We start from the raw sequence: 12,664 nt of genomic DNA, 5'->3' as shown, positions 1-12,664 counted from the left end.
TTTCCTTACTGATTATAACTCATTTAAGACGTTATAACACGGAATAAAATTTTTTTAAGACATTTTTGTTAGACAAATTGTTAGACAAAAGTCCTCTGTAAATCTTCTTGTAAAAAGATTTGGGAGGGCATTTTTTGTGCCCGAAGACAGTAAGAGGAGGCAAAGCATGGCGGTATTAAAAAACAAAACCCAGGGGAATTACACATTGGTTTCACAGAGAATTATGCATGACAAAAATCTGTCTCTGACAGAAAGAGGAATGCTTCTAACACTTTTATCTCTTCCTGACAACTGGCATCTTACTATAAGGGGACTTTGCCAGATCCTTCCTGATGGTAAGGAACGTATATCCAAGACTCTCAATAGTCTGATTGAAAAGGGATATATCACCAGAGAACAAAGTAGAGGCGATAGAGGAAAATTTGATTCAACAAATCTTGAGGTTCATGAATCTCCGGTAGTCAAATCAGTTCACGATGGAGAGAACGAAGAAAAAGAATTTGCCAAAGACAAAGTTGGTGAAACACAGACTAAAACTGACAGTTCACCGGGTCCTGAAAACCGGGATACGGCTAATCAGGATACCGCAAATCGGGATACCGAAAACCAGCCACAATATAATACTAATAAATCAAATAATTATATATCCATTAATCAAAGAGTGTGTAAAGGCGAAACACTCACAGATCCTGAATATGAAAATCTCGTATCTGAGTTTGGCAAGGCAAATGTTGATTATCAGATACAGAGAATTGCTGATAGAGGCTATAAAGGTTGCTGTAATTTTGAAACTATTAAGACTTGGTGCAAGGAACGTATTGGCAGAGCGATTATTGTCAAAAATGATCCTGCAAAGAAAAATTCATTTTGCAATTTTGAGCAGAGAGCAGATTACGATTTTGATGAATTGGAGTCTCTTCTTCTCGAAAATTGATGTTTAAAAAAATAGAGCAAGATTCGCCTGTGTGATCACAGGCATCTTGCAAAAATGCTTGGGGATTTCGCTCCCCAAACCCGCAATTGGCTTACCGGAGGTAAGCGAAAAAATACAAAAGCAAGCACAGGAAAAGGAGTAAAAATGAAAAAAATCAAGGAAGAAGACAGAAGAAATACTGACAAATACTTACATGTTCGTCTCAGCGAAAATGAACTGAAAAGGTTGCGCGATCTTGCTGAGGATTTTGAAATGTCTGTTTCCGAATTTGTCCGTTGGTCTATTTTTCAGCGAAAAGTTACAATGCGAATTTTGATTGATGATGAGACCAATGCTCTTACAAGAATAAAATATCAACTGGGCAAGATTGGAGATAATATTAACCAGATTGCTAAGCTTACTAATACCGGATATGTTAATCCTGAAATGTTTAGAAATGAATTAAAAGATATGTGTCATATTATTCATAATGAGATATGTTTGCTAAATGATGTGCAGTCAGCGACTCATGATAGTTGGAGAAAGGCTATCTCGAAATACTCTAAGTATTATCAAATTAATAGAACTGATTTTGGGATAGAAGAATAATTCTGAACAATTGGAGATCGTTTTGCTTGGGAAATAAAAAGGCGGTGTAATCAAAAAATCACACCGCCATAACATTTGAAAAAATTAATGAGCAGGTTTATAAGCTATTATTTTACTTTATATTTGGTATATTTGCCTCCACACATACGATAAAGTTTGTCCTCTTTTACAAGCTTTTTGATTTCTGAATAGGCTTGATCTGGGGTAATCTTTAATAGTTCAGAAACATCCTGTTTTGTAATTATTCCATCTTGTGTTTTTGCAAGTTTCATAATCATTTCAGGGTATGCAACCTGATCAAATCCAGTCTGTCTGACATATTGTATGCTATGTTTACTTTCCTTATATACCTTTTTGGAAAGTAGGTAGCTTCTTGATTTACCGGTACCTATCCCTTCTATTAATCCCTCTTCAATAAGGTTCTCTATGGAGCCTCTAAGCTTTCCGTCACTTAAATGTGTGATAGCAGCAATTTGGTCAATAGTAAGTCTTTTTTCATTCTTTAATAGTGATAGAATCATTAGTGCATATATTGATAATGGCTTACCAAGTCTATTTTGCTCATCAGCAATAAATTTAGTAAATTCATTATCGGCTTTTGCTCTCTGTATAAAGAGTTTTACATTTGTACTTGTAGTCTCAGAATAATCTGGCCAAGGTCTTCCGTACATGATTGAGCCTTCATATATTCTGTCTATACCACGACCGGTTTTCTCTGCCAAGCCTATTCGCTTTAACGCATCAGCAAGAGCTGGATTTTTGCCATGAGGTTCTACAGTAAGCAGGTTATCAAGTGTGACACCGTCTATGAATCCACCAGGATTACTAATAGTCAGACCTTCATCATCAATCAATACTCTAACAGATCCAAGCATGGTATAGTCTCTGTGGCAAAATGCATTAACCATACCTTCTCTAAATGCTGCTTTGTCAAATTCCGGGACCGCAACTCTGAAAAGACCATATTCTAATTCCCTTTCGGGGTTCCATGCATCGGAATATGTTTCAAATTTTTCAAATACTTCAAGTAGAGGTGCAGTTGTTTCCGTGTTAACGCGTACTTTTGTGCCTTCAAGCACTTGAAATGACGCTTTAGCTGTAGGCATGAGTTCGGATATTCGGTTTTCTTTCCCTAAAAGAAGCATTCCGGTAACAGTAGGGTAAACTTTACCATCAACTTCTGTGGTTAGATGCAAGGCTTTATCTAATTCTTCATCTGACAAAGTTAATAATTTCTTTTCACCATCTGGTTTAGTCTGTATGATATCTTTCAGTCGAATTCTTTGATTGGGATCAAAATCATCTAAAGTTGCTCCTGCTAAAGGACCTGCTGAGAAATCTAATAGAGCTAATTCAGAGAGCCTTGTTACAACTTCGTAGGAGTACATAGGTATTACTTCAGGTGAGCCATCTGCTTTTAACCTACGTTTAAGCATCTTACCAGAACTGGTAGAAACTACTGTTCTGCTAATTGGAATTTCAATTTTAAGTACATCTTGGTTTTCTTCTGTGATGACTTCAGCCCGGACAGAAACGGAAGGAACGGTATTATTTGCAATAAGCGCGGTTACTCCAATAGCGTCTTTATGTTTTTTGTTTACGCCTGTAATATCGCCATTGTCTTCAACACCGAGATATAATATTCCGCCCTTTGTATTTGTCATGCCGACAATTTCATCCAACAAATCGCCATCTGAATAACCTTTTATATCGCTTTTAAATTCGGTTGTCAGGTCCTCTTTACGAGGTATTGTTCGCATTTTAATTCCTCCTAACTCGATTTTAACTCAATTTTAACTCGATTGGATTTAATTGTCGAGTTAAAATCGAGTTAGAACCGAATTAGATATTTTATAATTGGTATCAATGAAAGCTCCAAAGATGGATACGATCAAATCAACTTTCCTATTAAGAAATATTTGATTTTCCAAACTATACAATTATATATGTGAGATCTAATTAAATAGAGTCAAGAAACGACAGGGGGCTTCATTTTATGGAACAGAACAAAGATATATCATACAGACAAATATTTAGAATATCAGATTACAGAAAGCTTATTCTTTCCAACGTGGTCAATCGTTTTGGGGATTCTATAGATTCAATCGCTTTCACATGGATTGTTTATCAGATTACTCACAGTGCAGCGTGGTCAGCTATAGTATTTGGAGTTAATTTCCTTCCCAATGTAGTAGTGCAGCCATTTGCAGGTGCTATTGTTGAAAAGATGGACAAGAAAAGGGTCCTGATAATAACAAACCTTCTGAGAGCAATTGTAATCACAGCTTTTGTAGCCTTATATATTTTCGGGCATATTGGTCCTGCTGTAATGGTGGTAATAACGCTTATTATCACAACGATTGAGTCATTTGATCGACCTGCAGCGTCTGCATATACTGCTAACGTGATCAGGAAAGAGCATATGACAGCAGGCATCAGCCTGAATAAGATGCTTTCAAGTGCTGCAAGCGCACAATCGATTGAGAATTGCATACACTTTTTTTGCATCTGTTTATTCTTGCGAAGGTATGAGCAGACGGACAAACTTTCATGTTCATCTGTCGAAGCTCAGGAGCAAATATCCAGGTGTGTTTTCTGAAAAAACATAGAAAGATAATATGGTAAAATAAATCGTTATTAAATAAAAAAATAATTCAAGATTATAAAACCGAAGATCTTTTTCCCGGTACTTATTAGTAGAACCAGGGAAAGGAGGAGAGCGGTTTCGACAACTATAGTAAAAATATTGAATGGAGATATGGAGAATGGATGAAAAGTTGAAAAGAGCCATCGAGGAGATGGCTGAGGGAAAAGAAGAGGGCTTTAATGCGGTATATTCTGCTACATACAATCATGTTTATTTTCGTGCAAAGGCATACATGAAGGATGAAGCTGATGCGCAGGATCTTACACAGATTGTATATATTGAGGCCTACAAGAACATAAAGAGCCTGCAGAATGCGGAGTCTCTTTTCGGATGGTTGGACGGAATCTGCCATAATCAGGGAATGAAACTATTTAGAAAGAAAAAGGATGTACTGCCTAACGTAGACGAGGAAGGGAAAGATATTTTCGAGACTTTAGAAAGTAATGACCTTGCATCTCTTCCTGAGCTGTCAACAGATCAGAAGGAAACAAGCCGTATTATACAGGAGTTTATAGATGAGCTTCCTGAGGTTCAGAAGGCAGCGGTTATCGCATACTATTTCGATGGATTTTTAGTTGGCGAAATAGCACAGATGCAGAACTGCTCAGAGGGAACTGTAAAGAGCCGCCTGAACTATGCACGAAAATTCCTGAAGGAAAAGGTAGAAGGAACAGAAAAGAGAGATGGTATAAGACTTCATGCTGTTGCCCTTCCTACAATATGGTATGCTATTAAGCTTATGTCTGAAAATACAAAGCTTTCAGCAAAGGCAGCAGGAGGCATCTATGCAGGAAGCTGCGCAGAGGTTGGACTTGCATCTACAGCTATTACTGTTGGAAATGCTGGAGCAGGTATTTCAGCGAAGCTGGCAACAACAGGAACAATTGCTGCTACAACCGCTGGTGCTGCATCAGGAGTAGGTGGAGTAGCCATTGCAACTGGGGCAGCAGTAGCTAAAGGTACCGGACTTTCAATGGGAATAAAGGCTCTCATAATTGCAGGCGCAGTACTTATCGGAGCAGGAGGCGGTGCTGTAGCAACTTATGTAGCCGTGAATAATAATTCTGAGATTGTGGAAAATGCAGAGGATACTAGTGCAGAAGTTGATGGAAAAAATGTAATTGCTGATGAGATTTCTGTTGAAGAAACAAACAATGAAATTGTGGAAGACTATTCAGATGAACAAGAAAAGGTTTATACGCCGGAAGATATTATAACAGTGCAGGGAACTATATTTAAAGTTGAAGAAGATCCAAAGTATGCTGATGAATTAGCAGAGTATAGGAAGGAATATTCAAAGGAGGGACAAGGCTTTGGATATCCTACATATGGAATAAGATTTTCAGAACCTATCAGATTTAGTTTAGATGGGGAGGAAGTGGAAATATATGAAGCAAGTCCTAGTGTGGAGGGGGATTGTGAATGTGACTTAGAAGCTATAAAAAATAAAACTTTAGTATTTAAAGGGAGAATGCCAGGCAAACTTGTGTATGAAGATGAGATGCATGAAATTTCACCACACTTATATAAGAAAAATGACCCGAATAAACAGGATAGTGTATATTATACAGATTTTACATATGGTTTTACAATTATGGAATTTGAGAATGATGAAGGTGATGATTTGTCTCAGAAAAATAATGAAGAGGACGATTATGCGGATATAAATCTAACTGATGATGAGAAAATACAGATAGTAGATGCTATTGCTTATTTTGATTATAACAAACTATTAGTTTATAACGATTATGTGAGATGTGCCCGTTTATATGCACTTGCTATGCATATTCGTACTTCAGACAAAGAGAAGGCTTTCCCCTGGAGTAAAACAGATAAACTTACGAAAGGACTTATTACAGATATATGGAAAGCTTTCGGAGTTACTATACCCAGTGATTATGATTTTAATGATGACGGAGTAACACCGGATTCGGATTACGATGATCTCCACTTCACCGGAGACATGGAGTTGATAGACTTTAATTATGGGAGTCTGGAAGTAGTAAATAATAGTGACGGAACCTACACATTGAATGGTACATACAAAATAAGCATAGAGAGCGAACCAGCTGAATCTTATCCATTTACTGCTAAGGCAGTTAAGGGTGGTAATCCTGATATTTTTGGTGGACTCATAATTACTGATATTAAAGCATTTGGTAGCAATACGGAAATGGATACAACTTTGTATGAAAAATTCCTTCATAATGAAGAAAGCGTACACATTAACACAGAAAATGACCTTGGTTATTATTTTTCTTTTAAGAATTTTACAAAGCAGGATTATACTCTTGAAGAAATTGTAGATACGTTAATTGCATTCTATAAAGAAGATTGGATGACGGATAGAGTATCTCTTGAAAAGATAGAATATGCTTATATAGATTGTGGTAATGATGGCGATAAAGAACTGGCAGTTGTAATACACACTCCCTCTGAAGAACCACTGGAAAGCTGGGAAGAATATTTAATAATAAAAAATATTAATGGTACTTTGCAGACAGTTTACTCTGATGTGGCATGGACCAGAAACATTATTAATCTCAATGAGTATGGATATATAGATATATATGGAGATGGAGGTGTTGAGAATAGTGGATGGGATAAAAGTTTTATAGATGCTGAGGGTAAAAGGCATGATGTAGAAAATGCTGAAGATCTTACTGAAGATATCAAAAATGGTAAAAGTGTTGAATGGCAGATTCTTGATTAATTTAAAAATTAAAAAAATTTTTTCAAAATTATAAAACCGAATCCAAAATGGTTGGTACTTATAGATATAACAACAAAAAAATCATTATGGAGGAAAAAGAAATGGCAGAAAAATATTTTGATGAAAAAACATGGGAGTGGGTTATCAAGGACACAAAAAGATTATCAATGAAAATGATAACGGTGATGATGACAACAGCATTATTTATGACCACTCTTACTGGATGTTCACAAAAGAGTAACGCTTTACTTGTAGAGGATAATCCCATTATCAATGAGGCAAGAGCTGATGGACGTGAGGATGAGGTGTATGAGCTTCGAAATGCGATTCAGGCAGAATATGAAGCAGATATGAAAAAGCGTGCCCAAAAAGAGGCGGATGAAGCAGCACAGGCTGTTGATCCTCATCCTGAATGGCTACTGGAAACAACAGATATGCATATAGGATCCAGAGAGAGTGATGGAATTGGATATGGATTAATTGTTCCTATTCCTAATAAATTTGTTGAATACACGGAAGCTCAAGGAGAAGTATATCATTCCAGGAAATCAAGAGAGGATGTAATATCAGGATTTAAATCTGTAAAATACAAAGATGTAACATGGCAGTCCAATATGGATGGAATAAAAGAAATAAAAATAGATTGCAGGCATGATGGGGGATATGAAATTTCTAATGATTATGACAAACCATTAGAGGAATTCTCAACAGATGAGATTTTAACTTTATACGGAATACAAGGACATTACAAAAAAGAACTAACAAATGTAGTTACCAGGGATGGTGTTACTTATGTTTTTGAATATCTTGATAAAAGAGAACTTAAGGAACATGGAACATATACGTGTTTGGAATTCACAGTTTTGCTGCCTGACAGGGATGGTGATGTCTATAACATAACAGGAATACAGGGAGCTATTACAATAAATACTTTAAACGATGTTGAAGAAGCAACCATAGCAGCACAGGAATATATGCAGAAAGTTATGAACGAGATAACTGTTATTGAAGGTATTAATATGGATGAAGTTGAGAAAATTGGTAGGAATGATGCTGACTATCAATGAGATACACATTTTACTAGCGACTTCATTGTGCTACAATGATGAAGTTGTATGAAATTTTTGAGGAAAAGAGGGAAAATAAGATGAAGAAAAATGTTATATTAAAGAAGGCTGGAGCGCTGCTCCTTGCACTTTCAATGTCTGTTGCAGCATTCAGTACAGTTGCTCCTAAGGGAAAGATTATAGCAAAGGCTATAGTCGGAGGGGAATCATCAGATAAGGCTGTTGAGATACCCGCTAATTATGAATTTACAGAGTGGGCTGAGTACAAAGGTGGTAACCAGTATTATAAGTTTACTATACCGGAAGATGGTGACTTAACACTTCATGCAACTATTTATAAATCTTCCGGAGGAATAACTGTTAGTGTATTGAATAGTGATTTTCAGGGATTTAACTGGATAGGCGATTATAGCAGAGACTCAGTAGTCGATGGAACAGATACCAGGTCATTATCTGCCGGAACTTATTATGTAATAGTTAGTAAATATTTGGGTTATGATCAGGAAGCTGAAAATAAGTACAAATTTAAATTGTCATTTAAGGGATATGGAGTATCAGAAAACACAGTAGACAGTTATGAAAACCCTAAAGGATATGAAATAAATACTACTGTGACAGATTCACTTACTTCAACAGATAACGAGGATTGGTATAAGTTTAATGTTTCAAAGGAAAGCAAATATGTTCTTAATTTAACAGCCTATAGTAATACTGCGGTTACTTATAGCCGCATTTATGAAGCTCATATTTTTAACAACGACTTAACGGAAAAAAAATTGGATATCTCTGGCGCTGATAGGACAGGTGAAGTTTATTTAAATTCCGGCGTATATTATCTAAAAATTGTAGGTTCAAACGTAAAATATTCTTTCTCAATAAAAGGTGCTTCAATCGAAAAGACAAAGGTAACCAAGGTTAAGTCACCTAAAAAGAAGAAAGCAGAGGTAACTTTTAAGGCAGTAGATGGTGTAAATGGATACCAGATTGAGTATTCTACAGATAAAAACTTCAAGAAGAATGTAAAATCAAAAACCTTCAAGATTGAAAAGACACAGGATGCAGGTAACAATAAGAGAAAAATTACTATCAGTAAACTTAAGAGACATAAGAGATACTATTTCAGAATCAGAACCTACGTTGAAAACAATAATTCAAGATTCTATTCAGATTGGTCAAAGGCAAAGAGTGCAAAAATAAAGTAAATGAAATAAACTATCAAAATCCGGAAATCTCGTAGGTTTCCGGATTTTTTATGCAACAATCTCATCCAATCACAATTATATATAAAATTGGATAACGAATTTTAGGATAAATTATTACCATATATCGTAAGCGCAAAATAATTCAGCGGGTTGCGCTATCCCGCAATGCATGTTAACAGGTACAAGGGCTTTTGCCCATAAAATATACCCCAGCCTCTTGTGAGACTGGAACACCTTGACAATTCACATATGATTTAGATCACATCGCATCGAAGATTGTTTTCTGATCTGCATGATGGAGCTGTTCCAAAGCGTCCTTACACTCAGGATCCCATGGACACAGTTTTTCAAGTTCTTCATCGCTGGTCAGATTCGTCGGAGTCTTTGTGAGCAGATATTTGAGGTAGTAATAAACATCAGCTCCATTTGCCTTGGCTATTTCAACCAGCGAGTAAACAAGTGCACTTGCAGTGGCTCCGTCAGGCGTATCAGCAAAAAGGAAGTTCTTACGTCCGATGACAAAAGCTTTGCAGCTCCTTTCACTTGTGTTGTTATTGAAACTGCAACCGCCGTCTTCGAGGTATGTATCGAGGAATGGCCTTCTGTTCTGGATATAAGTAAGTGCTTTATACATTCTGGTTCCTTTGGCTGCGTGTTGCGCATCAAGCCACTTCCAGAATCCTTCAAGCACAGGAACCTCTTTTTCAAGACGGTATTCCCTGACTGCATCAAAAGTAACGCCCTTTTTCTCATGGATCTTTTTCTCCATAGCTGATATCATTAGCGATACACCATTGACGGTCAGATATGCCACTTTTACGGTATTCGAGGACCAGCTTCATCCATTCTTCAGGGTTACGTCTTATTGAGTATGGCATATTCATCCTTTCCGATGCCCAATGAAATGAAGTGTTTAGTGTTTCATTACTTTCATTAAGCACCATAAAATGTAGTGATTTAGTCATACTCATTATGAGATTTATATGCGGTATGCGAAATCCGCCAAATTATTTCGCGCTTACTCTTAAAGACAGGAAGAAAAAAGACATGAAGATTAGTTGAAAACGCCTATATGTCGGGATGAACTATAGTATTGCCATGGAGCTGATCATTTAGCTTTCTTTTTCAGCAAATGCGTGTACTTTACATAAAAGAGAATATCGAGCACAACATAGAAGGGGCTGTGAAAAAATGAGATAATCATTTTTTCCAGCTCCCTTTTTATATCATTTTTTTGTTAGGTATGCTGTTTCTGGCAAAAATAGAGTTTAATGCCCCTTTCCCCAAAAACTACAAACTTTTTTGATTAGGCAGCTTCTTGGAGACGCATCTTTTTATTGTGATATTTATATAAGTTATGACCTATTGAAACCAAAAGAACCTCAAGTTTTACGGATTCTATTCCTTTTCGGACTATTCTTTTATACCAACGATCATTTTTTATGATTCCGAAAGTACCTTCCGCTTGAATGGATCTGTTCATTCTAAGGAGTGCTCCCTGGATGCTTTCAAGATTATTTATAACCTCCTGATGCATAGCGGTCAGTTCTTCGTTTATTCTTACGGTCTTGTTTTTATCTGTTTTCTTACACTTCGATGCATAGGGACAACCACTGCAGTCTTCACACTGATAGACTTCTTCTTGCCGGCCATACTGGTTTCCTTTTACATGCTGCCTGTATAGAAAGTTGAAGCTCTTCCCATTAGGACAACGCATTTTCACATCATCACCGATCTCAAAATTAACAGCTCTGAATGGATCGTTGTGATATTTCTTATCGGTCGTCTCCTTTTTAAACATTGTGAACTTCATGTACTTTTCCATGCCTTTTTGCTCGCAAAAGATATAATTATTGAACGAGCCATATCTAGCATCAGCCACAGGATATTTTGGATAAAAGCCATATGTTTCATAATACTTATTCATCAACGGTATGAAGCAGTCCATGTCAGATCTGTATTGATTAACATCAACAACTGCTATGTATTCATCAGCTACACCAATCTGAACGTTGTATGCGGGAAGAAGCTGGTCGTTTCCCATGTAGTCTGTCTTTATTCTCATGAATGTAGCGGAAGGATCTGTCTTTGAATAGCTGTTCCTGTTTTCTCCGCAGATGCTGATTTTTGTGACATATTCATTGAGCTTTGTTGTGTACTCTACAAGCTTTTCGTACTGTCTCTGCTGGACGGTTTTCCTATGTCCTTTTCCTGAAACAAAAGTTGAAGTATCAAGCTTCCATATCTCAGAAAACCGTTCTGTTATCTGGCGCATATATTCAGGCATGTACTCTGTATTAGTCTCAATCTTGATTCCGCTCCACTGAAGATCGCTGTTGATTTCTTGCAGTAATTCAGTAATCTTTTCAAAAAGACGGTAACGGGATTTTTCCGTGGCCTTCTTCCATACCCAAGTATATTTGTTAGCATTAGCTTCAAACTTCGAACCATCAATATAAAGATGATTCAGGTCAACTTTATGCCTGCTGAATATTTCCTGATTAATATCATTGAAAATATCCTCTATTGAATCCTTTAACACATCGTTTATGAAATAGCTGAAGGTTCTGTAAGAAGGAGTTTCCCTGTCCATAAGATACATAAATCGAATGTTAACCCTACAGTTTTCTTGAAGTCCTCTTAGTGAAATATATCCTTCACTCATAAAACCGAATAGTACGGTTTTCAACATTTTGACTGGATTATATCTGATTCTGCCAAGCTTATGCTCTGGCACATTTTTCAGATACTTCTCAAGATTCATACCTCCCACGAGTTCGTCAAAAGTAAAAACCGGATCACAGATATCCAAGCAATCTGAAATAAAAAATGGTAAAACGCCCTGATTTAGTGTATTATAAGAATTGGTTTGATTGATCATGGTAATATTTTACCATGAAAAAAGAGAAGTAATCGGCTGTTTCCAGCTATTACTTCTCTTTTTTTCATGAGCTGATTATTTCACAGCCCCTTTTGTCATATATAGATATAGTTGTATAGACACTACTATGAACTACCACCACCGATGACATTGGAATGGTTTCAACAATACCTTGCGGTATAGTAAGGCACGTTCACAGTGCCACTACTCCGTTGGGCAAAACCCTTCGGCATACTTGAAAATGTTATTTGATGCGCTTGTGGCGCGTGGGAACTAACACCTTGTACATTTTACACACCACAGGTTCTTGGCTTGTTAGATTCGTGGTGCAACCCCATATATACAGTTTTCAAGGTTCCGATTAAGTTATTCTATCACGAACAACCGTTCGTGTAAAGGCGATTCATCCCACAACCGACTTCACCGGAAGGGGTTTTCTCGCTGAATTTTATAATGGAGTAATTACTTTCTTTACGGAAGGATATAAATCCATGAAGCCAGAAGATACGCAGAATTATATAAAGGAGATATCAGTAAGGAATACGAAGATGAATTTGATCTCATTATGAAGAAAATACGACATTCAAATTATAAAGAAATTGCCATGATACAGCTTACAGCATTGTTAATGC

9 protein-coding genes are annotated in these 12,664 nt (G+C 36.7%); 6 read left to right on the top strand and 3 right to left on the bottom strand.

The window, feature by feature from the left end; all coding sequences use genetic code 11:
* The first annotated feature begins 166 nt into the window (after window positions 1-166).
* Together ACHCNF_RS10050 and ACHCNF_RS10045 are read left to right on the top strand one after the other, a co-directional pair.
* Entirely contained in the window at window positions 167-934 is a 768-nt protein-coding gene (locus ACHCNF_RS10050; protein ID WP_408069670.1) for a helix-turn-helix domain-containing protein, read from the top strand.
* A gap of 144 nt (window positions 935-1,078) precedes the next feature.
* On the top strand, window positions 1,079-1,522 hold the full coding sequence (locus tag ACHCNF_RS10045; protein ID WP_408069669.1) for a plasmid mobilization protein: 444 nt from the start codon (window positions 1,079-1,081) through the stop codon (window positions 1,520-1,522).
* 107 nt (window positions 1,523-1,629) lie between these two features.
* Here the strand turns inward: ACHCNF_RS10045 and ACHCNF_RS10040 are convergent, their stop codons facing one another.
* Complete coding sequence (locus ACHCNF_RS10040) at window positions 1,630-3,282, bottom strand: RNA-binding domain-containing protein (RefSeq protein WP_408069668.1); 1,653 nt, start codon at window positions 3,280-3,282, stop codon at window positions 1,630-1,632.
* A 236-nt stretch (window positions 3,283-3,518) separates the two neighbouring features.
* Here ACHCNF_RS10040 and ACHCNF_RS10035 point away from each other — a divergent pair, with 236 nt between their 5' ends.
* The 4 genes from ACHCNF_RS10035 to ACHCNF_RS10020 all read left to right on the top strand — a co-directional run bounded on the left by ACHCNF_RS10035 (window position 3,519) and on the right by ACHCNF_RS10020 (window position 9,151).
* Window positions 3,519-4,121: an MFS transporter gene (locus ACHCNF_RS10035; RefSeq protein WP_408069667.1), complete on the top strand. Its 603-nt coding sequence runs from the start codon at window positions 3,519-3,521 to the stop codon at window positions 4,119-4,121.
* Window positions 4,122-4,287: 166 nt separating this feature from the next.
* Window positions 4,288-6,882: an RNA polymerase sigma factor gene (locus tag ACHCNF_RS10030; RefSeq protein WP_408069666.1), complete on the top strand. Its 2,595-nt coding sequence runs from the start codon at window positions 4,288-4,290 to the stop codon at window positions 6,880-6,882.
* Window positions 6,883-6,983: 101 nt separating this feature from the next.
* Complete coding sequence (locus ACHCNF_RS10025; protein ID WP_408069665.1) at window positions 6,984-7,949, top strand: hypothetical protein; 966 nt, start codon at window positions 6,984-6,986, stop codon at window positions 7,947-7,949.
* Between the two features lie 80 nt (window positions 7,950-8,029).
* On the top strand, window positions 8,030-9,151 hold the full coding sequence (locus ACHCNF_RS10020) for a hypothetical protein (protein ID WP_408069664.1): 1,122 nt from the start codon (window positions 8,030-8,032) through the stop codon (window positions 9,149-9,151).
* A 259-nt stretch (window positions 9,152-9,410) separates the two neighbouring features.
* On the opposite strand, the gene ACHCNF_RS10015 is transcribed toward ACHCNF_RS10020, so the two are convergent.
* The gene (locus tag ACHCNF_RS10015; protein WP_408069663.1) at window positions 9,411-9,920 is read right to left on the bottom strand and encodes an IS66 family transposase; all 510 of its coding nucleotides are present in this window, start codon (window positions 9,918-9,920) and stop codon (window positions 9,411-9,413) included.
* Between the two features lie 537 nt (window positions 9,921-10,457).
* Entirely contained in the window at window positions 10,458-11,915 is a 1,458-nt protein-coding gene (locus ACHCNF_RS10010; RefSeq protein WP_408069662.1) for a transposase, read from the bottom strand.
* Window positions 11,916-12,664 lie beyond the last annotated feature (749 nt).

This window comes from Butyrivibrio sp. NATIVEDY162 (assembly GCF_045999815.1).
Classification (GTDB): Bacteria; Bacillota; Clostridia; order Lachnospirales; family Lachnospiraceae; genus Butyrivibrio.
The sequence above is the reverse complement of the archived record's forward strand: the minus strand, read 5'-3'. Positions and strand labels throughout refer to the sequence as shown.